Source organism: Nocardioides sp. Z35_8 (assembly GCF_059621125.1).
The window spans coordinates 2,217,863-2,241,966 of record NZ_JCAQIE010000001.1; the positions used below are offsets into that span (position 1 = coordinate 2,217,863).

Consider the following 24,104-nt stretch of genomic DNA (forward strand, 5'->3'; position numbering starts at 1 on the left):
GTGCCCTCCCTCCCCGAGCTCGTGCGAGCCCACACCGACCTCGTCGAGGACGACATCGCCTGGCTCCAGCGGCTCATGGCGGACTGGCAGATCCTGGCCGACCTGTCGTTCGCCGACCTCGTGCTCTGGCTGCCGGACCGGGAGGGCAAGGGCTACTGGGCGGGCGGCCAGATGCGGCCGACCACCGGGCCGACCGCCCTCGTGGACGACGTGCTGGGCACCTTCGTCCCCGTCGGCCGGCGCCGGATGCTCGACGAGGCCTTCGGCACCGGCCGCGTCGTGCGCGAGGGCGACCCCGAGTGGCGCGACGACGTGCCGGTGCGGGTGGAGGTCATCCCGGTGCGCCGCGCGGGTCGGGTGATCGCCACCATCGCCCGCAACACCAACCTCATCGGCGTACGCACCCCGAGCCGGCTCGAGCTCAGCTATCTGCAGACCGCGTCCGACCTGACCCAGATGATCGCCGCGGGCCGCTTCCCGCTGAGCGGGCAGCGCAGCGACCACGCCGACTCGCCGCGGGTGGGCGACGGCTTCGTCCGGCTCGACGACACGGGGCGCGTCGTCTACGCCAGCCCCAACGGCCTCTCGGCCTACCGCCGCCTCGGCCTGCAGGGCGACCTCGCCGGGCTCGTCCTCACCGACCTGACCCGCGAGCTGGTGCCGGCGCGCAAGCGCCCCGACGAGGAGACGCTCAGCGCCGTGCTGGGCGGTCGCGACGGCCGGGCCACCGAGGTCGGCACCGACGAGGTGACCCTGATCGTCCGCAGCATCCCGCTGCGCCCGCAGGGCGAGCGCACCGGCGCGCTGCTGCTGGTGCGCGACGTCACCGAGCTGCGTCGCCGCGACCGCGAGCTGGTCACCAAGGACGTCACCATCCGCGAGATCCACCACCGGGTGAAGAACAACCTCCAGACCGTCGCGGCGCTGCTGCGCCTCCAGGCGCGGCGCACCCGCGCCGAGGACGCCAGGGCGGCCCTGGAGGAGGCGGTGCGCCGGGTGGGCTCCATCGCCATCGTGCACGAGACGCTGAGCCACGCCGTGGAGGAGACCGTCGACTTCGACGAGATCGCCGACCGGCTCGGCTCGATGGTCGTCGACGTCAGCGGGGTGGAGGTGCCGGTGCGCGTGGTGCGTGAGGGCTCCTTCGGCAAGCTGGCCTCGGAGGCCGCCACGCCGCTCGCGATGGTGCTCACCGAGCTGCTGCAGAACGCCGTCGAGCACGGCTACGCGGGCCAGGACCCGGCGACGCTCGAGCAGCCGGGGCGCGTGGTGGTCACGGCGCGCCGCATCACGGGCCGGCTGCACCTCGTGGTCGAGGACGACGGCCGAGGCCTGCCCGACGACTTCGACCCCGAGGCGTCCACCCAGCTCGGGCTGTCGATCGTGCGCACGCTCGTGGAGTCCGAGCTCGGCGGCGTGCTCGAGATCGGCCCCGGAAGCCGGGGCGCGCGGGTGCAGGCGGACCTGCCGGTCGACTGACCGTCCTCAGGCGGTGCGGATGCGCGCCCTGGCGTTGCGCCGCTTGAGCGCGCGGCGCTCGTCCTCGCTGAGGCCACCCCACACTCCGTGGTCCTGGCCGGCCTCGAGGGCCCACGCGAGACACTGCTCGCGTACCTCACATCGACGGCACACCTGCTTGGCCTCCTCGATCTGGAGGATCGCAGGACCGGTGTTGCCGATGGGGAAGAACAGCTCGGGGTCCTCGTCGAGGCATGCTGAGCGGCTGCGCCAATCCATGGGTCGGGGAATCCCTCTTTCACATCACGTCGGTTGCTGTTTACGGACGTTCAGCTGGCCCGGGCGCCGATGTGCGCAACGTCCAGACTCCCAACCTTTGAACGTTCCCACAACCCCCACCACCCGTCGCGTCCGTCACAACTACTGTTGTCCGGTGACCGTTACGCCCCCGCCAGGTCCCTCCCGTCCCGCGCTCGATGCCCCGCCCCCGCTCCTGGTCGCGGCGGCGCTGGTGGGGCTCGAGGCACTCCTGCTGCTGGGCCTGGGCGTCGTCGAGCTGTTCCACCTGCGCGCCGTCCGGCTCGCCATGGGTGTCACCACCGCGGCGTTCTTCGTGGCCGGCGCGGCCGCGCTCGCCTGGTGCGCGTGGGCGCTGCGCAACGCACGCCGCTCGGCCCGCGGGCCGGTCGTGATGGCGCAGCTGATCCAGCTGGGCATGGCCTGGAACCTCCGCGACGTCTGGTCGGTCGTGCTGCCGGGAGGGCTCGCGCTGGCCGCGCTGCTGGTCATCGGCGGGCTGCTCCACCCCGCGACGACGCGGGTGCTGGAGGAGAACGACCGGCTCGACGCCTAGCTGGGATGTCTAGCCAGGCAGGCGTGGGGAGACGGATGCTCAGTCGGCCTCGAGAGAGGTGCGCAGCTGGGCGAGCGTGCGGGTTAGCAGCCGGGAGACGTGCATCTGGGAGACGCCGATCTCCTCGGCGATCTGCGACTGGGTCATGTTCTTGAAGAAGCGCAGCAGCAGGATCCGCTTCTCCCGCTCCCCGAGGCCGTCGAGCAGCGGCTTGATCGACTCGCGGATCTCGACGTGCTCGATGTTGGCGTCCTCGATCCCCAGCGTGGCGAGCATCGCGGGCGGGCCCTCGTCGTTGTCGTCGGAGGCGTCGAGGGAGAGCGTCGCGTAGGCGTGGGACGACTCGATGCCCTCCATGATCTCCTCGACCGTGCAGCCGATGACCTCGGCGAGCTCACGGGGCGTGGGGGAGCGGCCCAGCCTCTGGGTCAGCTCACCGGTCGCCCCGCCGATCTGCATCCGCAGCTCCTGGAGCCGGCGCGGCACCCGGATCGCCCAGCCCTTGTCTCGGAAGTGGCGCTTGATCTCGCCGATCACCGTCGGCGTGGCGTAGGTCGAGAACTCGACGCCGCGGTCGGTCTCGAAGCGGTCGACCGCCTTGATCAGGCCGATCGTGCCGACCTGCACGAGGTCCTCGAACGGCTCGCCGCGGTTGCGGAAGCGGCGCGCGCAGTGCTCGACCAGCGAGAGGTGCAGGTGCACCAGGTCGTCGCGTGCCGCCGCCCGCTCGGCGCTGCTCGCCTCGTCGTCGCGCATCACCGCGAAGAGCTCGGCGCTGCGCGCGCGCACGTGCTCCAGACCACGAGGCACGACGTCGTCGTCGAGCCCGTGGTCGACGGTGGCCTCGAGCCCCGTCTCGCCCCCCGTGTCCCCCGTGTCTGTGCTCATGTCAGAGCTCGGCACCTGTCATTCCCGCGCCGACCGCCGACGAGACCGTGAAGCGGACGCGGAAGCGTCCTCCCTCCGGTCCCGCCGACGCTTCCTGCGCCATCGTGTCGAGCACCTGCCAGGCGAAGCTCTCGGTGTCGAGTGGCGGGTCGTCCACCGCCTCGGCCAGCAGCTCGACGGTCATCGAGCCCCGGCCGAACCAGAAGGAGGCCACGAGGTCGGTGCCGGGGTCGGCCTCGGGGATGACGAGTGCGGTCGCCTCGCCGATGGCGATGCGGAGGTCCTCGATGTCGTCGATGGTGAAGTCGAGGCGCGCCGCGAGCCCGGCCGCGGTCGTACGCACGATCGTCGCGAACGCACTCTCCGCGGGCAGCCTCAGCTCCACGTCGGCGCGCGAATCCCCCGTGTTGTCTGCCATCTGCGTCAATGTCCCATCCTCGAGGCCGATGCTGCGCACACCCTAGCCGTGCCGCTCAGTCGAACCACGGACACACCTGGTCGCGCGTGCGCAACGCGTGGCGCTGCTCGGCGTCGCCCACGAGCGCGGGGGCTCGGGCCTCCTCCTCGGGCGGCGCCGTCGGGGGCGCCGGTCGGCCTGCCTGCGCGACCGCGTACGTCGCTGCCGGGCGCGCTTCCCCGGTTGCTTCCTCGTCCGACAGCGGCTCGAGCTCGACGACCACGCTGTAGACCCCGCTGCCGTCGGCGCGCAGGCTCAGCCGGCCGAGCCTGCGCAGCATCGCGAGCGACGCCGGGTTGTCGCGCAGCACCTCGGTCACGATGCGGTGCACGCCCGCGGGTCGGTGCCGCATCAGCACCGAGAGGAGCGCCGTGGCCACGCCGCGGCCCTGCCACGCGTCCTTGACGGTGACCGCCAGGTCGGCGGCCTCGGAGGCGTCGGTGTAGCGCACGAGTCGCGCCAGGGCGACAGGGTCGTAGACGTCGGGACTCGTCTCCGCGCACAGCACGAGAGCGATGTGGTTGATGCCGTCGACGTCGTCGACGAGGTGCGCCAGCATGGCGTCGGACAGGTGCCGCACGGGCGCCAGGAACCTGCGGCGCTGCGACTCAGGCGACAGCGAGTCGAACTCGGCCGCGAGCGTCGCCCGGTCGGTGCGCTCGAGCGGCACGACGAACGCGTCGGTGCCGTCGCGCAGCGCGACCTGCTCGATCATCGGGCCTCCGTCCCTCGTCTCGAGCCTAGCCAGCGGCGAGAAGCCGGACGCCGCCTCGGTCCACAGGGGACCGGGGCGGCGTCGGAGGGTGCGGGTCAGGCCTCGAGGCCCTCACTTCGTTCAGGCCTTCTTCCGCGGTCGCGACCTCGCAGGCTCGCTCGCGCTGGATGACTCGAGGGCCTTCACTTCGTTCAGGCCGTCTTCCGCGGTCGCGACCTCGCAGGCTCGCTCGCGCTGGATGACTCGAAGGCCTTCACTTCGTTCAGGCCTTCTTCCGCGGTCGCGACCTCGCAGGCTCGCTCGCGCTGGATGACTCGAAGGCCTTCACTTCGTTCAGGCCTTCTTCGTCTCCCAGAAGATCTCGGCGATCTCGTCGATCTTGGCGAGCAGCTCGTCGGCCTTGGCGGCGTCGAGCTCACCCTTGGTGCCCGAGGCGCCGGCCAGCTTGGTGGCCTCGTTGACCAGCGTGTGCAGCTGGGGGTACTTCTCGAAGTGCGGGGGCTTGAAGTAGTCGGTCCACAGCACCCACAGGTGGTGCTTGACGAGCTCCGAGCGCTGCTCCTTGATCAGGATGGCGCGGGTGCGGAAGTCGGGGTCGTCGTTGTCGGCGACCTTGGCGATGATCGCCTTGATCGACTCCGCCTCGATGCGGGCCTGGGCCGGGTCGTAGACGCCGCAGGGGAGGTCGCAGTGCGCGGAGACCTCGACAGTGGGGGCGAGCAGGTGGCGAAGCATCGGGTTCCTCTCGATCGGGAAGATGTGCATCTGCTGCGACACTACTCCGCGTGGAGTGGCGTCGGCAGCGGGGTCTCGCCCCGCGGGGTGGGCGGTCCGGACCCCCCTTCGGGACCGCCGTCGTGCGTGGTCGCTCGATGCTCCCGACGCTGCGCGAGGGAGACCTGCTCCTCGTCCGGCACGGGGTCCCGCCCCGCCCGGGAGACCTCGTGGTCGCCCGCTTCCCCGACGGCACCGTGGCGGTCAAGCGGGCGGTGGAGGAGCGGCGTACTCGATCGGGCGGGGCGGGCTGGTGGCTGCTGAGCGACAACCCCGCCGAGGGCGTCGACTCGCGCCACCGCGGCACCGTGCCGGAGGGCGACGTGCTGGGTGTCGTACGACTGCGGGTGTGGCCTTCCCCACGTGTGGGACGCGCGCTTCGGGGCCACTGAGCTGTGCGAGTATCGCCAGCATGGCTTCGCACCCGCACGCCGGCGACCCCGTGTTCGACCTGCACGTCGGCGGCAAGATGGAGATCGTCTCGACGGTCGCACTGACCGGTCCCGACGAGCTGTCCCTCGCCTACACCCCCGGCGTCGCCCGGGTGTGCGAGGCGATCGCCGCCGACCCGTCGATGACCCAGCACTACACGTGGGTGCCCAACACGGTCGCCGTCGTCACCGACGGCACCGCCGTCCTGGGCCTCGGTGACATCGGCCCGGCCGCCGCGATGCCGGTCATGGAGGGCAAGGCCGTGCTCTTCAAGCAGTTCGGCGGCGTCGACGCGGTGCCGATCTGCCTCGACACCACCGACGTCGAGGAGATCATCGAGACCGTCGTGCGGCTCGCCCCGAGCTTCGGCGGCATCAACCTCGAGGACATCTCGGCGCCCCGCTGCTTCGAGATCGAGGCGCGGCTCAAGGAGCGCCTCGACATCCCCGTCTTCCACGACGACCAGCACGGCACCGCCGTCGTCGCCCTGGCCGCGCTGACCAACGCGCTGCGGCTCACCGGTCGCGACGCGGCGACCGCGCGGGTGGTGGTGCAGGGAGCCGGCGCCGCCGGCGTCGCGGTCGCGCGCATCCTCCTCGAGGCCGGGATCACCGACATCGCGGTCCTCGACCGCAAGGGCGTGCTCCACTCCTCGCGCTCCGACCTCACGGAGGTCAAGGCGGCCCTCGCCCGCGACACCGCCGACCACTTCGACCGCCGCGGCACGCTCGCCGACGTGATGGCCGGAGCCGACGTCTACATCGGCGTCTCCGGTGGCCAGGTGCCCGAGGAGATCGTCGCCTCGATGGCCGACGACGCGATCATCTTCGGCCTCGCCAACCCGACGCCCGAGGTGCACCCCGACCTGGCGCACAAGTACGCCCGCGTCGTCGCCACGGGGCGCTCCGACTACCCCAACCAGATCAACAACGTGCTCGCCTTCCCCGGCATCTTCCGCGGCGCCTTCGACGTCCACGCCACCGCGATCACCGAGGGCATGAAGGTCGCCGCGGCCACGGCCCTGGCCGAGCTGGTCGGCGACGACCTGAGCGAGGAGCTGGTCATCCCGTCCCCGTTCGACCCGCGGGTGCCCGGCGCCGTGCGGCAGGCGGTCGCCGACGCGGCGAGGCGCGACGGGGTCGCCCGGCGCTGATCCGCGCTGCGGCACTCGTCCCGGCCGCCCGCGTGCGGGACGGTTCCGGTGGGCGCGCGCTCGGGCCATGATGGGGCGATGACGACCCCTGCGGACCCCCAGGACTTCGAGGGCGTGACCTTCACCGGGACGAGCTTCAAGGGCGCGACCCTGCGCTTCTCCGACGTCAGCGGCGTGACCATGCGCGGCGTCGACGTCGACGGGCTCGACATCGACAGCCACGACCTGTTCACGGGCAGCCTGGTCGTCAACGGGGTCGACGTGGTGCCGCTGGTCGACGCCGAGCTCAACCGCCGCTTCCCGGGCCGCGAGCTGCAGAACGCCCAGACGCCCGACGGGCTCCGTGACGCGTGGGTCGCGGTGCAGGCCGCGTGGGCCGACACGGTGGCGAGCACGCCGCCCGAGCTGGTGGACGCCCACGTCGAGGACGAGTGGTCCCTCGCCCAGACGCTGCGGCACCTCGTGCTGGCGACCGACACCTGGCTGCGCGGCGCGATCCTGCGGGTGGAGCAGCCGTTCCACGAGGTCGGCCTGCTCTTCACCGGAGCCGAGGAGATGGGCGTCGACACCTCCGCCTTCCGCACCGATCCGCCCGACTACGACGAGGTCCTCGCCGTGCGCGCCGAGCGGCAGCAGCTGGTCACCGACTTCCTGGCCACGGTCACACCGGAGGTGCTCGCCGAGGAGCGCGACGACCCGTGGGGCTTCGACTGGCACCCCAGCGTCGGCGACTGCGTGCGCGTGGTCCTGGAGGAGGAGTGGGCCCACCTGCGCTACGTCCGGCGCGACCTCGAGCGGCTGGCTGAGCGGTCGGGCTGAGCGATCTGGCTGATCGCTCAGAACCCGATCGACGGCTCCGGCGCGACCAGCGTGCGCATCGCCCGGGCCAGCTCGGCGTAGGCCCCCGCGCGGTGCTCGGCGACGAGGCCGGCCCGGAGCAGCGCACCGATCCCGTGCCCCAGGTAGCCCGCTCCCAGCACGCCGATGTCGAGGGTGACGTCGGCGGGGGTGCCGGCGGGGGAGCCGGCGGGGGACGCCGTGCCGCGGCCCGCGGAGGCCGTCAGGCGCCAACGCCCGGCGTTGCCCGGCACGTGGCGGTCGGCCACCTCGGCGACCACGTCGCAGTCGGCCTCGTAGGACCGCAGTGCCCACGCGGCCTCCAGGTCGACCAGGCGCACCCAGGTGCTGTCCCAGGTCTTGAGGTCACCGGTGCTGCGGTGGCCGCCGATCCAGGCCAGCAGCGGGTCGTCGAGGCCGATGCTCTCCAACCTGGTCGTCCCCATCAGGTCGAGCTCGACGACGCGGCGGGCGAGGGCGAGCCTGGCCGCGGGGTCGCCGAAGAAGGTGCCGACCACCACCGTGCCCGCGGGCCGGGCGTTGTCCCACTTGTGCTGGCGGCGCAGGCCGACGCAGCCGACGTCGGCGCCCGCGCGGCGGGCGATGAGGACGCGACGGGGCTCCTTGTCGCGCAGCTGCTCGGGCGCCTCGTGGCCCAGGAGCGAGACGTAGTCGGGGGAGCCGACGACGGTGCCGGGGAAGTGGGGTGCCGACGCCAGCTGGCAGGCGCGCATCCGCTCGGCCATGCCGGGCGCGGCCATGTCGTGGAGGTGGGTCGTCACGCCGGCGACCTCGTCCTCGAGGTGCGGCGCGGTGAACGTCGTGCCGCGGCCCAGGTCGACCTGGTGCGTCAGCACGGCGTTGCCGTAGCCGAAGCGGCCGTAGATCGCCGCCTCGCTGGCGTGCAGCACCGAGATCGCGGTGCCGGCCGCACGGGTGCGGTCGAGGTGGTCGCGGATCATCGCCGCGAGCACGCCGCGGCGCCGCGCGTCGGGGTGGACGCCGACCCAGGTGAGGCCGGCGACCGGGACGACGCTGCCGCCGGGCAGCGACATCGACATCGGCCGCACGCCGTAGATCCCGCTGTGCAGGTCGTCGGGGCCGTCGGGCAGGTCGACGACGAACCGCTGGTCCTCGGGCAGGCCGAGCCGCAGGTGCTCGGCGTCGTCGTCGGTGACCTCGCCGAACCAGACGAGCTGGTCGGTGGCCAGGTACTTCGCGGCGTCCTCGGACGGGCGTACGACAATGCTCACCGGCCCAGCCAATCTGCGCCGGTGCCGACCTGCAACCGGTTAACGGGGGTCACTCGCTAGGGTCGGTGCATGTTCGCCGTCTACGCCGAGTCCTTCTCCCCTGACGACCCCCTGAGCGGCCTGGTGGTGGGGGAGCGGCCCGCACCGGAGGCCCCCGACGGGTGGGCCACCGTGACCGTCAAGGCCGCGAGCCTCAACCACCACGACCTGTGGTCGCTGCGCGGCATCGGACTGCGCGAGGAGGCGCTGCCGATGATCCTGGGCTGCGACGCCGCCGGCGTCGACGACGAGGGCAACGAGGTCGTGGTGCACGGGGTGATCGGCGACCCGCGCTGGACCGGCGACGAGGCCGACGACCCCGGCCGGTCGCTGCTCTCCGAGCGCCACCAGGGCACCTTCGCCGACCAGGTGGTCGTGCCGCGGCGCAACCTCGTGCCCAAGCCCGAGTCGCTGTCGTTCGAGGAGGCGGCCTGCCTGCCCACCGCGTGGCTCACCGCCTACCGCATGCTCTTCGTGCAGGGCGCCTGCAAGCCGGGCGAGACGGTGCTGGTGCAGGGTGCCGGAGGCGGCGTCGCCACCGCGCTCATCACGCTGGGCCGTGCCGGCGGCCTGCGGGTCCTCGCGACCAGCCGCGACGAGGCCAAGCGCGCACGTGCGCTCCAGCTCGGCGCCCACGAGGTCTTCGAGTCCGGCACCCGCCTGCCCGTCAAGGTCGACGCGGTCATGGAGACCGTCGGCCGGGCGACCTGGAGCCACTCGGTCCGCTCGCTGCGCCCGGGCGGCCGCATCGTCATCAGCGGCACGACGTCGGGCCCCAACGTCGACGACGCCGGTCTGACCCGGATCTTCTTCACCCAGCTCTCGGTGATCGGCTCGACGATGGGCACCCGCGGCGAGCTCGACCTGCTGGTCAAGTTCCTCCACGCCACCGGCGCCCGGCCGGTCATCGACCGCACCCTGCCCATGGAGCAGGCCCGGGAGGGGTTCGCCGCGATGGCCGACGGTGACGTCTTCGGCAAGGTCGTCTTCACGCGATGACGCGCCGGCACGTCCTCACCGGGGCGGGCTCGGGCATCGGGCTCGCGCTCGCGCACCGGCTCGCCGGGCGCGGCGACGAGCTGGTGCTCCTCGCCCGCAGCGAGGCACGTGCCGCCGAGCTCGCGCGCACCTTCCCCCAGGCCCAGCTCCTGGTCGCCGACCTGGCCGACCCGGGCACCCTCAACGGTGTCGGCCGCCTGGTCGACGGTCCCGTCGACTCGGTGGTCCACGTGGCGGGGGTGGTCGACCTGGCCCCGGTCGAGCGGCTGCGGCTGGCGGAGTGGGAGGAGCAGCTCACGGTCAACCTCACCGCGCCGGCGGTGCTGACCCGCGAGATGCTGCCGCACGTGCGCGCCGGCCGCGGCACGGTCGTCTTCGTCAACTCCTCCGCCGGCCTGGTCGCCCACGCCGACTGGTCGGCGTACGCCGCCTCCAAGTCGGGCCTGCGCTCGCTCGCCGACGCGCTGCGGGCCGAGGAGGCCGAGCACGGCGTGCGGGTCAGCACGATCTACCCCAGCCGCACCGCGACGCCGATGCAGGAGAAGGTGCACGGACAGGAGGGCCGCGACTACGACGCCTCCCGGTGGCTCAGCCCGGAGGCCGTGGCCGACACGATCCTGCACGTCGTCGACCTGCCGGCCGGCGCCACGATCCCCGACGTGACCCTGCGCCCGGTCGCGCCGCGACCGGACTCCTGATCAGGCTCCTGATCGGGCCGGCTCGAGCACGAACACCCGGATCCGCCGGGCCTGGCCGACCCGGGCGCGGTAGCGCAGGTAGCCGGGGTAGAACCGCTCAGCCCGCGTGAAGACCTCCTCGGCCTCCGCCGGTGTCGCCGCCCGGGCCACGACCTCGCGCGACGTGCCGCGGTAGGACACCCGGCCCCGGGGGTCGGCCTCGAGGTTGAGCGCCCACGCCGGTGTGGCCTGCTGGCCGAAGTTGCTGCCGATCAGCGCCAGCCCGCCGGCGTACGGCGTCGCGATGAGGTGGCTGGTGCGCGGCTGGCCGGAGCGCCGGCCGGTGGTCGTGACGTCGAGCACCGCCAGGCCCGCCAGCAGGCCCGGAGCGCTGTGCCGGCCGCGGGAGAACCGGGCGACCAGGTCGTCGAGGTGGCGCAGCGTGCGGGCGAACAGCCACCCGCCCGCGGCGGTGCCGGCTCCCCAGCGGACGAGCCGGTGGATCGGGTTGGCCGTGCTGTGCGCGTAGCCGAGCTCCGCGGCCAGGCCCGCGTCAGGGGGTCGCACCGGCCTCAGTCCTCGGGGTCGTCGAGGCGCGCCAGCCACGTGGCGAGCCGCTCGATCGGCACCTCGAAGTCGGGGTGGGCGTCGACGAAGGCCTGCAGCTGCTCGGCGAGCCACGCCAGGGTGACCTCCTCGTCACCCCGGCGCCGCTCGAGCTCCTCGATCCCCCGATCGGTGAAGTACACCGCCCGCTCCGCCTCAGTAGTCGTTGCCGACGCTGCGCGGCGACTCGAAGGCGGCGTCGAGCAGCGTCTTCTGCTCCTCGACGTGGCGCTTGACCGTGCCCACCGACGGGGACGCCGACGACGGGCGGGTGACCGGCTCGACCTCCACGTCGAGCTGCGGCCACACGTTGAGCTGGTAGTGCGGCCACGGGCCCATGTTGCGCGGCTCGTCCTGCACCCAGCGGACCGCCTTGAGGTTGGGGTACTTCGCCAGCTCGGCGCGGATCTCCTCGACCGGGTTGGGGTAGAGGCGCTCCACGCGGCCGATGGCGAACTTCTCGCCGTTCTCGCGCTTGGCGCGGTCGACCATGAGGTCCCACGTCACCCGGCCCGAGCACATGATGAGCGTCTCCACCTTGTCGCGGTCGGCCGCGTCGTCGCCGATGAACGGGCGGAAGGTGGTGTCGCCGACGAAGTCGGCCGGCTGCGAGGCGGCCTCCTTGCGCTTGAGCATCGACTTGGGGGTGAAGACGATCAGCGGGCGGTGCTCCTCGCCGAGGGAGTGGCGGCGGAGCAGGTGGAAGTAGGACGCGGGCGTCGAGGGCTGCGCGACGACCATCGCGTCCTCGGCGCACATCGTCAGGAAGCGCTCGATGCGCGCCGACGAGTGGTCGGGACCCTGGCCCTCGTAGCCGTGGGGGAGCAGCAGCACGACGCCGGACTGCTGGCGCCACTTGGTCTCGCCGGCGGAGATGAACTCGTCGATGATGGTCTGGGCGCCGTTGACGAAGTCGCCGAACTGCGCCTCCCACAGCACCAGCGCCTCGGGACGCGCCACGGAGTAGCCGTACTCGAAGCCGAGGGCGGCGTACTCGGAGAGCAGCGAGTCGTAGGCGTGGAACTTCGCCTGGTCCTCGGTGAGGTTGGTCAGCGGCGTCCACTCGTCGGCGTTGGTGCGGTCGATGATCGTCGCGAACCGCTGCACGAACGTGCCACGGCGCGAGTCCTGGCCGGCCAGGCGGACCGGGCGGCCGTCCATGAGCAGCGAGCCGAAGGCGAGGATCTCGCCGGTGCCCCAGTCGATCGGGCCATCGGTGATCGCGGCGGAGCGACGCTGCAGCTGCGGCATCACCTTGGGGTGGACGGTGAAGTCCTGCGGAGGCGTGATGTAGCTGTCGGCGATGCGCTTGAGCACCTCCGGCGTGACGGCGGTCGAGAAGTCGCCGGCCGGCTTGTCCGGGTAGTCGGGGACGGTCGTCCACTCGGTGGGCGCCTCCGAGCTGGCCTGGCGCACCTCGGTGAAGACCCGCTCGAGCTGCTGCTGGTAGTCCTTGAGGACCTGCTCGGCCTCCTCGATCGTGATGTCGCCACGACCGATGAGCGACTCGGTGTAGAGCTTGCGCACCGAGCGCTTCTGCTCGATCAGGTCGTACATCAGCGGCTGGGTGTAGGACGGGTCGTCGCCCTCGTTGTGGCCGCGGCGGCGGTAGCACACGAGGTCGATGACGACGTCCTTGTTGAAGGTCTGGCGGTAGTCGAAGGCGAGCCGCGCGACGCGGATGCACGCCTCGGGGTCGTCGCCGTTGACGTGGAAGATCGGCGCCTGCACCATCCGCGCCACGTCGGTGGCGTAGAGGGACGAGCGCGACGAGCCCGGCGCGGTCGTGAAGCCGACCTGGTTGTTGATCACCAGGTGCACCGTGCCGCCGGTGCGGTAGCCGCGCAGCTGCGAGAGGTTGAGCGTCTCGGCGACCACGCCCTGCCCGGCGAAGGCGGCGTCGCCGTGCACCAGGAGCGGGAGGACCGGGAACTTCTCGCCCTGGTCGAGGATGTCCTGCTTGGCGCGGGCGATGCCCTCGAGGACCGGGTTGACGGCCTCGAGGTGCGAGGGGTTGGCCGCCACGGAGACCTTGATCTTGTCGCCGGAGCCGGCGACGAACTCGCCCTCGGCGCCGAGGTGGTACTTCACGTCGCCGGAGCCCTGGACCGTGCGCGGGTCGATGTTGCCCTCGAACTCGCGGAAGATCTGGCTGTACTTCTTGCCCACGATGTTGGCCAGCACGTTGAGCCGGCCACGGTGCGCCATGCCGATGCAGACCTCGTCGAGCCCGGTCTCGGCCGCCGCCTCGCAGATCTCGTCGATCAGCGGGACGGTCGTCTCGCCACCCTCGAGGCTGAAGCGCTTCTGGCCGACGAACTTGGTCTGCAGGAACGTCTCGAACGCCTCGGCCTGGTTGAGCTTGAGCAGGATGCGCAGCTGCTCCTCGCGGGGCGGCTTGACGTGCGGCTGCTCGACGCGCTCCTGGATCCACTTGCGCTGCTCGGGGTCCATGATGTGCATGTACTCGATGCCGGTGGTGCGGCAGTAGGAGTCGCGCAGGATCCCGAGGATGTTGCGCAGCTTCATGAACCGGCGGCCCTCGCCGCCGAACGAGCCGGTGGCGAACTCGCGGTCGAGGTCCCACAGGGTCAGGCCGTGCGACTCGATCTCGAGGTCGGGGTGGGTGCGCTGGCGGTACTCCAGCGGGTCGGTGTCGGCCATCAGGTGGCCGCGCACGCGGTAGGCGTGGATGAGCTCGAGGATGCGCGCCTGCTTGACGATGTCGTCGTCGTGCGTGGCGACCACGTCGCGAGCCCAGCGGATCGGCTCGTAGGGGATGCGCAGCGAGCGGAAGATCTCGTCGTAGAAGCCGTCCTCGCCGAGCAGCAGGCTGTGCACCCGCTTGAGGAACTCGCCCGACTGGGCGCCCTGGATGACGCGGTGATCGTAGGTCGAGGTAAGCGTCATCGACTTGCTGATCGCGTTGCGGTTGATCGCCTCCTCGGAGGCGCCCTGCCACTCCGGGGGGTACTCCATCGCGCCGACGCCGATGATCGCGCCCTGGCCGGCCATCAGGCGGGGCACCGAGTGCACCGTGCCGATGCCGCCGGGGTTGGTCAGCGAGATCGTGGTGCCCTGGAAGTCGGCGACGGTGAGCTTGTTGTCGCGGGCCTTGCGGACCACGTCCTCGTAGGCCGTCCAGAACGCCGCGAAGTCCATCGCCTCGGCGCCCTTGATGCTCGGCACCAGCAGCTGCCGGGTGCCGTCGGGCTTCTTCATGTCGATCGCGAGACCGAGGTTGATGTGCGCGGGAGTGATCAGGTTGGGCTTGCCGTCGACGACCTCGAAGCCGACGTTCATCTCCGGCATCGACCGGAGCGCCTTGACCAGCGCGTAGCCGATGAGGTGGGTGAAGGACACCTTGCCGCCGCGGGCGCGGGCGAGGTGGTTGTTGATGACGGTGCGGTTGTCCCAGAGCAGCTTGACCGGCACCGAGCGCACCGACGTCGCCGTCGGGACCGACAGCGAGGCGTCCATGTTGGCGGCGGTGCGCGCCGGTGCGCCGCGCAGCACGGTGTAGGTCGGCTCGTCGGCCGAGGCGGCCGGCTTGGCGTCCTTGGCGACCGGGCTGCTGGTGCCCTTGGCCGGCTCGTCGGCGGTGGCCTTCGGGCGCGGGGTCGCGGAGGCGGGCTCGGTGTCGGGCTTGGTGTCGGCCTTGCTGTCGGGCTTCGCGTCGGTCTTGGTGGCGGTCGCGGCGGGCTTGGCGGCCGGCTTCGGGGCCTGCTGCTGGCCCTGCTGCGCGGCGCGCGGGGGAGCCGCGGCGGGCGCCTTCGAGGCGGTCGGGGCCGAGGCGGTCCGCGCGCCGGTGGCGGAGCCTGCGCCGGAGGCGCTGCTCGACACGGCGGCCGAGCTGCCGTTGCCGAAGTAGCGTGCCCACTCCGGACCCACGCTCGAGGGATCCTTGTCGTACTGCTCCTTCATCTCCTCCACGAGCCACTCGTTGGCTCCCAGGTCAGATGACGGTGCAACCGAGGACTGGTTGCCGGACTGCCCGTTGGGGGACTGCGCCACGCTTGTTTCGCCTCTTCCAGATCTCATCGCGCGAGAGTTAGACCACGTAGCCGACAAGGCTAGTCGCACACGCAGGCAAATGCAGGAGCGGGCTCGACCTTTGGGGCATGGTGTGGACCACAGGCACCGGCCGCTCGTCCACCCCGCGTGCACCGCCCGTCCGTCGCTCGTTCATCCTTCTTCCCGGGTCTGCCCCGTTCCGCGCTCATCCTTCGTCGTACGCACCGCTGGAGTCCTCATGCCCCGCCCCGCACCGGGCCGTGCCCACCGGGCCCGTCGTCCCCTCGTGGGACTCGCGCTCGTCCTGCTCGTCCCCCTCGCCTCCTGCCAGGCGGCGGACGAGCCCGCGTCCGCACCCGAGCGGCTCAGCCGCAACGACGCCCAGGCGACGCTGACCTCCCACCCGGCGCCCACCAGGACCGGGATCCACCGGGTCCACGGTCGGCTGCCGGTGGCCCGGCGCAAGGCCGTGCGTCGCCAGGTCGGGGCCGTGGTCGACCGGTGGTGGGAGGCGTCCTACCTCGGCGGCACCTACCCCCGCAGCAGGTTCCCCGCGGCGTTCCCCGGCTTCACCGCCGCGGCCGAGCAGCGCGCCCGCGCCGACAAGGCGCTGCTGGCCAACCAGACCGGCGGGCCGCGCATCGAGTCGGTGGCCCCCCGCAAGCGCAGGATCACCCTCGACATCCTCGCCACCGGCGGCCGGGCGCGCGCCGTGACCGCCCACTTCGTGCTCGCGTTCGACACCACCGGGCCCAAGACCGGCACCACCACGGTGCGGGGGCGCCTGTTCCTGACCCACAAGCGCGGGGCATGGCGGATCTTCGGCTACGACGTCGCGAAGGGAGCCCGGTGATGAAGCGGTCGATGAGGCTGGTCAAGGCGACCGTGCTGGCGGCCGTGCTCGCGGTGACCGCGCTGGTCGTGCCCCCGTCGGCGGTGCAGCCGAGCGACGTCAGCCTGGTCAGGATCCGGCACGCCCAGGGCGTCGCCACCGGCGGCAAGGACGTGGTGTGGATCCTCGCGGTCGGCTCCGACGCCCGTCCGGGCCAGGCGATGACCCGTGCCCGCGGCGACGCCATCCAGCTCGTCGGCATCAACACCCGCACGGGTGCCGCGACCGCGATCGGCGTCCCCCGCGACTCCTGGGTCGCCATCCCCGGCCACGGCCGGGAGAAGATCAACTCCGCGCTCTACTTCGCAGGACCGCGCGGCATGGCCGGGGCGGTGCGCAACCTCGTCGGCATCGAGCCCGACTACGTGGTCGTCTCGCGCTTCCCGTTCTTCGAGGACATGGTCGACGACATCGGCGGCATCACCGTCACCAACCCGCGCCGCTTCGCCGATCCCTACCTCAAGAAGGAGGGCTTCAAGCAGGGTCGCATCCACCTCGACGGCTACAACGCGATGGCGTTCTCCCGGATCCGCAAGGGGCTGGCCGGGGGCGACTTCGACCGCTCGGCCAACCAGCAGCGCACGCTGCGCGGCATCCACGCCCGGATCCGCGCGCAGGCCGCCGTGCCCGGGTTCATCGAGCGCGGCGTGATGACCGTGATGGCCCACACCGACACCAACGCCTCGCCGGCCGAGCTGTTCGAGATCGCCCAGGCGGTCGCCCAGGTCGACCCGCGTCGGATCACCACGTGCGTCGTACGCGGTCGCGTCGGCTTCGTGGGCGCCGCGAGCGTGGTCTTCCCCGACGTGGCGCAGGCGCGGCGCCTCGGGGGCGCGGCCCGGCCCGACGCCACCCTCCGCGGGTGCTGAGCGGGTTCGTCCCCGCCTGGCGCGAGTCGAAATGACGAACGGACCCACGTCTCGTGGGTCCGTCCGGAAAGCGCCTCCGGCAGGATTCGAACCTGCGGCACCTGGTACCGGAAACCAGTGCTCTATCCCCTGAGCTACGGAGGCCCGCACCGGTCCGGGGTGACCCGGGGCCGGTGCGCGGTGAAGACTACCGGTCCTCGGTCGCGGTGGTGAAACCGCCTCAGCGCAGGGCCATCGACCCCGAGGTCGCGACGGTGAGGGGCAGGGCCTTGTGCTCGGCGATCCGGGCGTCGAGCTTGGCCGCGACGTCCTCGGGCCAGGGCGCGGTGCGTCGGGTCTCGAGGTCGATGTGGAGGAAGATCTCCTCCACGACGCACGCCACCTGCTGGTGGGTCTCGTCGAGCAGGTAGATCAGCACGTGCGCCGCGCGCTCGGAGCGGCCGAGCAGGATCACCCGCGCCGACATCGTGTCGCCGGTGCGCAGCTCGTGGAGGTAGGTGACGTGGTGCTCGGCCGTGAAGCAGGCGTGCCCGTCGGTGAGCGGCCACATCTGCGGGATGCCCACCTCGACGAGCGACTCGTCGAGGCCCTCGCTGGCGATGCCGATGTAGTGCCGGACGTTGAGGTGGCCGTTGATGTCCTCGAAGGGCATCGGCACGGGCTGCTCGACGTAGGCGGGGAGCTCGAGGAGCTGGTCGTAGGTCGGGTGCGTCGTCACGCCGGCAAGCCTAGGCCAGCCTTGTGGGCGCTCCGCGGGCCAGGGCGGGAAACCCGATCGGCTCGCCGGAGGCGGCGCCGATAGGCTTGTCAGGTGAACCCCGAACAGCTCTCCTCGACCATCGTCGATGCGCTGGAGGCCCTTGTGGCCGACGGCGCGGTCACGCTGCCTGACGGCGTGCCGGCCCAGGTCACGGTGGAGCGACCCCGGCAGAAGGGGCACGGCGACTACGCCACCAACGTGGCCCTCCAGCTGGCCAAGAAGGCAGGCACCAACCCCCGTGCCTTCGCCGACCTGGTGGCCGAGCGGCTCCGGGCGTCCGACGGCATCGCCGAGGTGGAGGTCGCCGGGCCGGGCTTCCTCAACATCACCGTCGAGGCCGGCGCGCAGGGCCAGGTGGCCGCCGACATCGTCGCCGCCGGGGCCGACTACGGCTCCTCCGACGCCTTCGCGGGCGAGAAGATCAACCTCGAGTTCGTCTCCGCCAACCCGACGGGACCGCTGCACCTCGGTGGCGTGCGCTGGGCCGCGGTCGGCGACGCGCTGGGCCGGATCTTCGAGAAGACCGGCGCCGACGTGACGCGGGAGTACTACTTCAACGACCACGGCGCGCAGATCGATCGCTTCAGCTCCTCGCTCCTGGCCAGCGCCAAGGGCGAGCCGCCCCCGGAGGACGGCTACGGCGGGCAGTACATCCACGACATCGCCGCCGCGGTCGTCGCCAGGCGCCCCGACGTCAAGGACCTCGACGACGCGCAGGCGCAGGAGGTCTTCCGCGAGGTCGGCGTCGAGATGATGTTCGAGGAGATCAAGAAGTCGCTGCACGACTTCGGCGTCGACTTCGACGTCTACTTCCACGAGAAGTCGCTCCACGACTCCGGCGCGGTCGAGCGCGCGATCGAGCGGCTGACCGAGATGGGCAACACCTACGAGGACGACGGCGCGCTGTGGCTGCGCACCGAGAAGTACGGCGACGACAAGGACCGCGTGATCATCCGGTCCAACGGCACCCCGGCCTACATCTCCGGCGACCTCGGCTACTACCTCGACAAGCGCGAGCGTGGCTTCGACCGCTGCTTCATCATGCTCGGCGCCGACCACCACGGCTACGTCGGCCGGATGAACGCGATGTGCAGCGCGTTCGGCGACGAGCCGGGCAAGAACCTCGAGATCCTCATCGGGCAGATGGTCAACCTGCTCAAGGACGGCGAGCCGATGCGGATGTCCAAGCGCAACGGCACGATCGTGTCCATCGACGACCTGGTCGACGCGATCGGGGTCGACGCCAGCCGCTACGCCCTGGCGCGCTACCACAGCGACAGCCCCATCGACATCGACCTCGACATCTGGTCGCGCGCGACCAACGACAACCCGGTCTACACCGTGCAGTACGCCCACGCCCGGGTCTCGAGCCTGATGCGCAACGCCGCCGACCTCGGGGTCACGGCCGAGTCGCACCCCGAGCTGCTCACCCACGAGAAGGAGGGTGAGCTGCTGCGCGCGCTGGCGGAGTTCCCGCGCGTGGTCAAGGCGGCCGCCGAGCTGCGCGAGCCCCACCGCGTCGCGCGCTACCTCGAGGAGCTGGCCGGCACCTACCACCGCTTCTACGACAGCTGCCGGGTGCTCCCGCGCGGCGACGAGGAGGTCAGCGACCTGCACCGGGCGCGCCTGATGCTCGTCGACGCCACCCGGGTGGTGCTGGCCAACGGCCTCGACCTGCTCGGCGTCTCGGCTCCCGAGAGGATGTGAGCGGGCGTGCCCACCGCGCACCCGTCCGGTTGGGCCCACGCTGACGGTGCGCTCCGCGGGCCCCAGTGGCTGCGCGAGCCGAGTGACCCTGACGCCCTCGTGCCGCTGCTCTGGTCGCGCACCGCGGCCAAGGCCGACGGCGTCCTGAGCGTCGGGGGCGTGCCGCTGCCCGAGCTCGTCCGCGAGCACGGCTCCCCGGCCTACGTGCTCGACGAGGCCGACTTCCGCAGCCGCGCCGCTGCGTTCCGCGACGCGTTCTCCGGCTATGACGTCTACTACGCCGGCAAGGCCTTCCTCTGCACCACCGTCGCCGGGTGGCTCGCCGACGAGGGCCTCTCGCTCGACGTCTGCTCGGGTGGGGAGCTGGCCGTCGCCGAGCGGGCCGGCTTCCCGATGGAGCGGGTCGGCTTCCACGGCAACAACAAGACGCTGGGCGAGCTCGAGCGCGCCGTCGAGCTCGGTGTGGGCCGGATCATCGTCGACTCCTTCCACGAGGTCGAGCGGCTCGCGTCCGTCACCGCGGAGCTCGGCCGCACGACGGGGGTCATGGTGCGGGTCACCGCGGGGGTGGAGGCCCACACCCACGAGTACATCGCCACCGCCCACGAGGACCAGAAGTTCGGCTTCTCGATCGCCAGCGGCGACGCCCTCGAGGCCGTACGACGCGTCCACGAGGCCCCGGGGCTGCGACTGCTGGGGCTGCACTCCCACATCGGCAGCCAGATCTTCGACACGTCCGGCTTCGAGGTGGCGGCCCGCCGGGTGCTCGCGCTGCACGCCCGGATCGGCGCCGAGCTGGGCGTCGAGATGCCCGAGATGGACCTCGGCGGCGGCTTCGGCATCGCCTACACGACCCAGGACGACCCGTCCGACCCCGCGCGGCTGGCCGCCGAGATCACCGCGATCGTCGAGCACGAGTGCCGCGCGCACGGGGTGGCCGTCCCGCGCCTGTCGATCGAGCCCGGCCGGGCGATCGTGGGGCCGTCGATGTGCACCGTCTACGAGGTCGGCACGGTCAAGGAGGTCGCCCTCGACGGCGGCGCCCGGCGCACCTACGTCTCGGTCGACGGTGGGATGAGCGACAACATCCGCACCGCCCTCTACGACGCCGACTACTCCGCGACGCTCGCCTCCCGGGCCTCCGCGGCGCGGCCCGCGCTGTCGCGGGTCGTCGGCAAGCACTGCGAGGCCGGCGACATCGTCGTCAAGGACGAGTTCCTGCCCGCCGACGTGCGCCCCGGCGACCTCGTCGCGGTGCCCGGCACGGGCGCCTACTGCAGATCCATGGCGTCCAACTACAACCATGTGCTGCGTCCTCCGGTGATCGGAGTGCGGGACGGGAAGACTTTCACCGTGCTGCGACGAGAGACTGTGGCCGACCTGTTGGCGACCGATGTGGGTGTTCTCTGATGAGTGAGGGTGACAAGCGGCGGCTCGGCGTCGCGGTCCTGGGCTGCGGTGCGGTCGGGTCGCAGGTGGTGCGGCTGCTGGCCGAGCAGCACGACGACCTGGCCGCGCGCGTCGGCGCGCCGGTGGAGCTGGTGGGGGTGGCCGTACGACGCCTCGACGCGCCCCGCGAGGTCGACGTGCCCGAAGGACTGCTGACCACCGACGCCCACGGCCTGGTGGCGCGTGACGACGTCGACCTCGTCGTGGAGGTGATCGGGGGCATCGAGCCCGCCCGGTCGCTGATCCTCGCCGCGCTCGACAACGGCGCCAGCGTGGTGACGGCCAACAAGGCCCTGCTCGCCGAGGACGGGCCGACACTGTTCGAGGCGGCCGCCGAGGCCGGGCGCGACCTCTACTACGAGGCGTCCGTGGCCGGCGCCATCCCGATCCTGCGGCCGCTGCGCGAGTCGCTCGCCGGCGACCGGGTGACCCGCGTGCTGGGCATCGTCAACGGCACGACCAACTTCATCCTCGACAAGATGGACACCTCCGGCGCGGGATTCTCCGAGGCGCTCGAGGAGGCCCAGGAGCTCGGCTACGCCGAGGCCGACCCGACCGCCGACGTGGAGGGCTTCGACGCCGCGGCCAAGGCCGCGATCCTGGCCAGCCTGGCGTTCCACTCGCGGGTGACGGCGGCCGACGTGCACCGCGAGGGCATCTCGGAGGTGACCGCGGCCGACGTCGCGAGCGCCCGCGACATGGGCGCGGTCGTCAAGCTGCTCGCGATCTGCGAGCTGCGACGGGGGCCCGACGGGCAGGAGCAGGTGGCCGCCCGCGTCCACCCGGCGATGATCCCGCGCTCCCACCCGCTGGCCAGCGTGCGCGAGGCGTTCAACGCGGTCTTCGTCGAGTCGGAGGCCGCGGGGCAGCTGATGTTCTACGGGCCGGGCGCCGGCGGCGCGCCGACCGCGAGCGCGGTGCTCGGCGACCTCGTCACGGTGGCCCGCAACAGGCTCGCCGAGACCCGCGGCGCGGGCGAGTCGGCCTACGCCGACCGGACCGTCCAGCCGATGGGGGAGACCCTCACGCGCTACCACGTGGCGATCGACGTCGACGACCGCGCCGGCGTGCTGGCCGCCGTGGCCAACGCGTTCGCCGACCACGACGTCTCGATCCAGACGGTGCGCCAGGAGGGCCGCGGCGCCGACGCGCAGCTCGTCGTCGTCTCGCACACCGCACCCGACGCCGCCCTCCGGGCGACCGTCGACCAGCTCCGCAGCATGGAGATCGTGCGCGAGGTCACCTCGGTGATGCGCGTCGAGGGAGGAGACGAATGAGCACGCAGGCGAGCACGACCACCCACCAGTGGCGCGGGGTGATCGAGGAGTACCGCGACCTGCTCGACCTTCCCCAGGACATGCCTGCGGTGACCCTCCGCGAGGGCGGCACGCCGCTGGTGCACTCCGAGTGGCTCTCGGGGCTGACCGGTGGCCAGGTGTGGCTCAAGGTGGAGGGCGACAACCCGACCGGCTCCTTCAAGGACCGGGGGATGACCGCCGCGATCTCCCACGCCCGCCACCTCGGGGCCGAGGCGGTCGTGTGCGCCTCGACGGGCAACACCTCGGCGTCGATGGCCGCCTACGCAGCCAAGGCGGGCCTCAAGCCGCTGGTGCTGATCCCCGAGGGCAAGATCGCGGCCGGCAAGCTGGCCCAGGCGGTCGTGCACGGCGCGCAGGTGATCATGGTGCGGGGCAACTTCGACGACTGCCTGGCGATGGCGATCGGGCTGTCGAAGGGCTACGCCGTCGAGCTGGTCAACTCCGTCAACCCGGTGCGCCTGCAGGGGCAGAAGACCGCGTCGTTCGAGATCGTCGACTTCCTCGGCGACGCCCCCGACCTGCACCTGCTGCCGGTCGGCAACGCCGGCAACATCTCCGCCTACTGGCTGGGCTACCAGCAGTACGCCGAGCTCGGCCGCGCGACCCGGAGGCCCCGGATGCTCGGCTTCCAGGCCGAGGGCGCCGCCCCGCTGGTGACCGGCGAGCCGTTCCCCGACCCCGAGACCAGGGCGACCGCGATCCGCGTCGGCAACCCCGCCTCGTGGCACCTCGCCGAGCAGGCGGCCAAGGAGTCCGAGGGCGGCTTCGCCGCGCTCTCGGACGCCCAGATCCTCGCCGCGCAGCTCGAGCTGGCCCGCAACGACGGCGTCTTCGTCGAGCCCGCCTCGGCGGCGGGCGTCGCCGGGCTGCTCGCAGCGCTGGAGTCCGGCCAGGTGTTCACCGGCGCCACCGTGGCGATCACGGTCACCGGGCACGGCCTCAAGGACACCGCGACCGCGTTGGAGTCCTGCGGCGACATCGTCGACACGGTGATCGACGCCGACGTGGACGCCGCCGCCGCAGCCGCCGGCCTGGCCTGATGGGACGGTTCGTCGACGGTCCCGTGCGGGTCTCGGTCCCGGCGACGTCGGCCAACCTGGGCCCCGGCTTCGACTCCCTCGGCCTGGCGCTGTCGCTGCGCGACGAGCTCGAGGCCGAGGTGCTGCCCGAAGGCCTGGTCGTCGAGGTCGACGGGGCCGGTGCCGACGGGGTGCCGCGCGACGAGTCGCACCTGGTGGTCCGCTCCATGCGGGCGGCGTTCGAGCTGATGGGCCAGCAGCCGCCCGGCCTGCGGCTGTCGTGTCACAACGTCGTCCCGCACGCCCGCGGCCTGGGCTCCTCCTCGGCGGCGATCGTCGCCGGCGTCGTGCTCGCGCGCGCGCTCGTGCCGGGCGGGCAGCTGCTGGCCTCCGACGACGCGCTCTTCGACCTCGCCGCCGACCTCGAGGGCCACCCCGACAACGTCGCGCCCGCGTTCTACGGCGGCTTCGTCGTCTCGGGCCGCGAGGACGGGCACTGGTACGCCGTGCGGGTGGGCGTCGACCCGCGGGTCACCGCGGTCGTCTTCGTCCCGCCCACCGGGGTCGAGACGTCGGTCGCCCGCGGGCTGCTGCCCGCGACGGTGCCCCACGCGGACGCCGCCGCCAACGCCGGTCGGGCCGCGCTGCTCGTGGCCGCCCTGGCCGGGCAGCCCGAGCACCTGCTCGCCGCGACCCGCGACTGGCTGCACCAGGACCAGCGCGAGCCGGCGATGCCCGACACGCTGGCGCTGGTGCGCCGCCTGCGCGCCGCCGGCGTGCCGGCCGTGGTGTCGGGAGCGGGGCCGACGGTGCTGGCCTTCGGCACCGCCGACACCTCGGCGCTCACCGCCGCCTGCCCGGACGGCTGGGCCTGCCACGCCCTGTCGATCGAGCCCCACGGCGCGCTCCTGCTAACCTGACCGCGCGCCGCTCG

The 24,104-nt window shown here is 72.4% G+C and carries 24 protein-coding genes and 1 tRNA gene; 14 read left to right on the forward strand and 11 right to left on the reverse strand.

Going from position 1 to position 24,104, the window contains the following annotated elements; translation table 11 throughout:
* Window positions 1-1,479, forward strand: coding sequence for a sensor histidine kinase (locus AC54T2_RS10740; RefSeq protein WP_186341611.1), 1,479 nt, complete (start codon window positions 1-3; stop codon window positions 1,477-1,479).
* Window positions 1,480-1,485: 6 nt separating this feature from the next.
* Here AC54T2_RS10740 and AC54T2_RS10745 read toward each other — a convergent pair whose 3' ends face one another.
* On the reverse strand, window positions 1,486-1,737 hold the full coding sequence (locus AC54T2_RS10745) for a WhiB family transcriptional regulator (protein ID WP_056601527.1): 252 nt from the start codon (window positions 1,735-1,737) through the stop codon (window positions 1,486-1,488).
* Window positions 1,738-1,891: 154 nt separating this feature from the next.
* On the opposite strand from AC54T2_RS10745, the gene AC54T2_RS10750 reads away from it, so the two are divergent.
* Window positions 1,892-2,311 (forward strand): hypothetical protein, encoded by a 420-nt coding sequence (locus AC54T2_RS10750; protein WP_186341612.1) that lies wholly within the window; start codon window positions 1,892-1,894, stop codon window positions 2,309-2,311.
* Between the two features lie 39 nt (window positions 2,312-2,350).
* Here AC54T2_RS10750 and AC54T2_RS10755 read toward each other — a convergent pair whose 3' ends face one another.
* The 4 genes from AC54T2_RS10755 to sodN all read right to left on the reverse strand — a co-directional run bounded on the left by AC54T2_RS10755 (window position 2,351) and on the right by sodN (window position 5,136).
* Window positions 2,351-3,199: an RNA polymerase sigma factor SigF gene (locus AC54T2_RS10755; RefSeq protein WP_186341613.1), complete on the reverse strand. Its 849-nt coding sequence runs from the start codon at window positions 3,197-3,199 to the stop codon at window positions 2,351-2,353.
* 1 nt (window position 3,200) lies between these two features.
* Complete coding sequence (locus tag AC54T2_RS10760; protein WP_186341614.1) at window positions 3,201-3,617, reverse strand: ATP-binding protein; 417 nt, start codon at window positions 3,615-3,617, stop codon at window positions 3,201-3,203.
* Window positions 3,618-3,672: 55 nt separating this feature from the next.
* Window positions 3,673-4,371, reverse strand: coding sequence for a GNAT family N-acetyltransferase (locus AC54T2_RS10765; protein ID WP_496666156.1), 699 nt, complete (start codon window positions 4,369-4,371; stop codon window positions 3,673-3,675).
* A gap of 333 nt (window positions 4,372-4,704) precedes the next feature.
* Window positions 4,705-5,136, reverse strand: a complete 432-nt coding sequence (gene sodN / locus AC54T2_RS10770; RefSeq protein WP_241005361.1) for a superoxide dismutase, Ni — start codon at window positions 5,134-5,136, stop codon at window positions 4,705-4,707.
* A 92-nt stretch (window positions 5,137-5,228) separates the two neighbouring features.
* Here sodN and AC54T2_RS10775 point away from each other — a divergent pair, with 92 nt between their 5' ends.
* The 3 genes from AC54T2_RS10775 to AC54T2_RS10785 all read left to right on the forward strand — a co-directional run bounded on the left by AC54T2_RS10775 (window position 5,229) and on the right by AC54T2_RS10785 (window position 7,549).
* Window positions 5,229-5,537 (forward strand): S24/S26 family peptidase, encoded by a 309-nt coding sequence (locus AC54T2_RS10775; protein WP_277395315.1) that lies wholly within the window; start codon window positions 5,229-5,231, stop codon window positions 5,535-5,537.
* Between the two features lie 20 nt (window positions 5,538-5,557).
* The gene (locus tag AC54T2_RS10780; RefSeq protein ID WP_186341617.1) at window positions 5,558-6,730 is read left to right on the forward strand and encodes an NAD(P)-dependent malic enzyme; all 1,173 of its coding nucleotides are present in this window, start codon (window positions 5,558-5,560) and stop codon (window positions 6,728-6,730) included.
* A gap of 78 nt (window positions 6,731-6,808) precedes the next feature.
* Complete coding sequence (locus AC54T2_RS10785; protein ID WP_186341618.1) at window positions 6,809-7,549, forward strand: DinB family protein; 741 nt, start codon at window positions 6,809-6,811, stop codon at window positions 7,547-7,549.
* A 17-nt stretch (window positions 7,550-7,566) separates the two neighbouring features.
* Here AC54T2_RS10785 and AC54T2_RS10790 read toward each other — a convergent pair whose 3' ends face one another.
* Window positions 7,567-8,820, reverse strand: coding sequence for a GNAT family N-acetyltransferase (locus tag AC54T2_RS10790; protein WP_496666157.1), 1,254 nt, complete (start codon window positions 8,818-8,820; stop codon window positions 7,567-7,569).
* Window positions 8,821-8,889: 69 nt separating this feature from the next.
* On the opposite strand from AC54T2_RS10790, the gene AC54T2_RS10795 reads away from it, so the two are divergent.
* Both AC54T2_RS10795 and AC54T2_RS10800 read left to right on the forward strand, forming a co-directional pair.
* Window positions 8,890-9,858: a zinc-binding dehydrogenase gene (locus AC54T2_RS10795; RefSeq protein ID WP_496666158.1), complete on the forward strand. Its 969-nt coding sequence runs from the start codon at window positions 8,890-8,892 to the stop codon at window positions 9,856-9,858.
* Window positions 9,855-10,556 (forward strand): SDR family oxidoreductase, encoded by a 702-nt coding sequence (locus AC54T2_RS10800; protein WP_496666159.1) that lies wholly within the window; start codon window positions 9,855-9,857, stop codon window positions 10,554-10,556. The genes AC54T2_RS10795 and AC54T2_RS10800 overlap by 4 nt, the downstream gene beginning before the upstream one ends.
* Here the strand turns inward: AC54T2_RS10800 and AC54T2_RS10805 are convergent, their stop codons facing one another.
* The 3 genes from AC54T2_RS10805 to AC54T2_RS10815 are packed head-to-tail and all read right to left on the reverse strand — an operon-like array spanning window position 10,557 to window position 15,065.
* The gene (locus AC54T2_RS10805; RefSeq protein ID WP_496666160.1) at window positions 10,557-11,102 is read right to left on the reverse strand and encodes a nitroreductase family deazaflavin-dependent oxidoreductase; all 546 of its coding nucleotides are present in this window, start codon (window positions 11,100-11,102) and stop codon (window positions 10,557-10,559) included. It lies immediately after the preceding gene.
* A gap of 5 nt (window positions 11,103-11,107) precedes the next feature.
* Window positions 11,108-11,284 carry a DUF6104 family protein gene (locus AC54T2_RS10810; protein ID WP_168218509.1) on the reverse strand — a complete coding sequence of 59 codons (177 nt, stop codon included), beginning with the start codon at window positions 11,282-11,284 and terminating at the stop codon, window positions 11,108-11,110.
* A gap of 13 nt (window positions 11,285-11,297) precedes the next feature.
* Window positions 11,298-15,065: a multifunctional oxoglutarate decarboxylase/oxoglutarate dehydrogenase thiamine pyrophosphate-binding subunit/dihydrolipoyllysine-residue succinyltransferase subunit gene (locus tag AC54T2_RS10815; protein ID WP_489976711.1), complete on the reverse strand. Its 3,768-nt coding sequence runs from the start codon at window positions 15,063-15,065 to the stop codon at window positions 11,298-11,300.
* A 376-nt stretch (window positions 15,066-15,441) separates the two neighbouring features.
* Between AC54T2_RS10815 and AC54T2_RS10820 the strand changes: the two genes are divergently transcribed.
* A complete protein-coding gene (locus tag AC54T2_RS10820) occupies window positions 15,442-16,008 on the forward strand; it encodes a hypothetical protein (protein ID WP_496666161.1) in 567 nt (188 codons plus the stop codon).
* An 11-nt stretch (window positions 16,009-16,019) separates the two neighbouring features.
* Complete coding sequence (locus AC54T2_RS10825; protein ID WP_241005362.1) at window positions 16,020-16,916, forward strand: LCP family protein; 897 nt, start codon at window positions 16,020-16,022, stop codon at window positions 16,914-16,916.
* 71 nt (window positions 16,917-16,987) lie between these two features.
* Here AC54T2_RS10825 and AC54T2_RS10830 read toward each other — a convergent pair.
* Both AC54T2_RS10830 and AC54T2_RS10835 read right to left on the reverse strand, forming a co-directional pair.
* Window positions 16,988-17,060: transfer RNA gene (locus AC54T2_RS10830), tRNA-Arg, on the reverse strand.
* A gap of 76 nt (window positions 17,061-17,136) precedes the next feature.
* Window positions 17,137-17,634 carry a thioesterase family protein gene (locus tag AC54T2_RS10835; RefSeq protein ID WP_489976619.1) on the reverse strand — a complete coding sequence of 166 codons (498 nt, stop codon included), beginning with the start codon at window positions 17,632-17,634 and terminating at the stop codon, window positions 17,137-17,139.
* Between the two features lie 93 nt (window positions 17,635-17,727).
* Here AC54T2_RS10835 and argS point away from each other — a divergent pair, with 93 nt between their 5' ends.
* Genes argS through thrB form a run of 5 tightly spaced genes read left to right on the forward strand, consistent with a single transcriptional unit; the run spans window position 17,728 to window position 24,090 of the window.
* On the forward strand, window positions 17,728-19,383 hold the full coding sequence (gene argS / locus AC54T2_RS10840; RefSeq protein WP_496666162.1) for an arginine--tRNA ligase: 1,656 nt from the start codon (window positions 17,728-17,730) through the stop codon (window positions 19,381-19,383).
* Window positions 19,384-19,389: 6 nt separating this feature from the next.
* A complete protein-coding gene (gene lysA, locus AC54T2_RS10845) occupies window positions 19,390-20,793 on the forward strand; it encodes a diaminopimelate decarboxylase (RefSeq protein ID WP_496666163.1) in 1,404 nt (467 codons plus the stop codon).
* Entirely contained in the window at window positions 20,793-22,109 is a 1,317-nt protein-coding gene (locus AC54T2_RS10850; RefSeq protein WP_186341629.1) for a homoserine dehydrogenase, read from the forward strand. The genes lysA and AC54T2_RS10850 overlap by 1 nt, the downstream gene beginning before the upstream one ends.
* A complete protein-coding gene (gene thrC / locus AC54T2_RS10855) occupies window positions 22,106-23,191 on the forward strand; it encodes a threonine synthase (RefSeq protein ID WP_186341630.1) in 1,086 nt (361 codons plus the stop codon). Before AC54T2_RS10850 ends, thrC begins: the two co-directional genes overlap by 4 nt.
* Window positions 23,191-24,090 carry a homoserine kinase gene (gene thrB / locus AC54T2_RS10860; RefSeq protein ID WP_489976622.1) on the forward strand — a complete coding sequence of 300 codons (900 nt, stop codon included), beginning with the start codon at window positions 23,191-23,193 and terminating at the stop codon, window positions 24,088-24,090. Before thrC ends, thrB begins: the two co-directional genes overlap by 1 nt.
* The last annotated feature ends 14 nt before the right edge of the window (window positions 24,091-24,104 follow it).

Coding starts and splice junctions, on each gene's coding strand:
- AC54T2_RS10765 (WP_496666156.1), bottom strand. CDS start 4,371: ATGATCGAGCAGGTCGCGCTGCGCGACGGCACCGACGCGTTCGTCGTG.
- AC54T2_RS10785 (WP_186341618.1), top strand. CDS start 6,809: ATGACGACCCCTGCGGACCCCCAGGACTTCGAGGGCGTGACCTTCACC.
- AC54T2_RS10850 (WP_186341629.1), top strand. CDS start 20,793: ATGAGTGAGGGTGACAAGCGGCGGCTCGGCGTCGCGGTCCTGGGCTGC.
- AC54T2_RS10815 (WP_489976711.1), bottom strand. CDS start 15,065: ATGAAGGAGCAGTACGACAAGGATCCCTCGAGCGTGGGTCCGGAGTGG.
- AC54T2_RS10800 (WP_496666159.1), top strand. CDS start 9,855: ATGACGCGCCGGCACGTCCTCACCGGGGCGGGCTCGGGCATCGGGCTC.
- AC54T2_RS10825 (WP_241005362.1), top strand. CDS start 16,020: ATGAGGCTGGTCAAGGCGACCGTGCTGGCGGCCGTGCTCGCGGTGACC.
- sodN (WP_241005361.1), bottom strand. CDS start 5,136: ATGCACATCTTCCCGATCGAGAGGAACCCGATGCTTCGCCACCTGCTC.
- thrB (WP_489976622.1), top strand. CDS start 23,191: ATGGGACGGTTCGTCGACGGTCCCGTGCGGGTCTCGGTCCCGGCGACG.
- AC54T2_RS10755 (WP_186341613.1), bottom strand. CDS start 3,199: ATGAGCACAGACACGGGGGACACGGGGGGCGAGACGGGGCTCGAGGCC.
- thrC (WP_186341630.1), top strand. CDS start 22,106: ATGAGCACGCAGGCGAGCACGACCACCCACCAGTGGCGCGGGGTGATC.
- AC54T2_RS10745 (WP_056601527.1), bottom strand. CDS start 1,737: ATGGATTGGCGCAGCCGCTCAGCATGCCTCGACGAGGACCCCGAGCTG.
- AC54T2_RS10780 (WP_186341617.1), top strand. CDS start 5,558: ATGGCTTCGCACCCGCACGCCGGCGACCCCGTGTTCGACCTGCACGTC.
- AC54T2_RS10795 (WP_496666158.1), top strand. CDS start 8,890: ATGTTCGCCGTCTACGCCGAGTCCTTCTCCCCTGACGACCCCCTGAGC.
- AC54T2_RS10760 (WP_186341614.1), bottom strand. CDS start 3,617: ATGGCAGACAACACGGGGGATTCGCGCGCCGACGTGGAGCTGAGGCTG.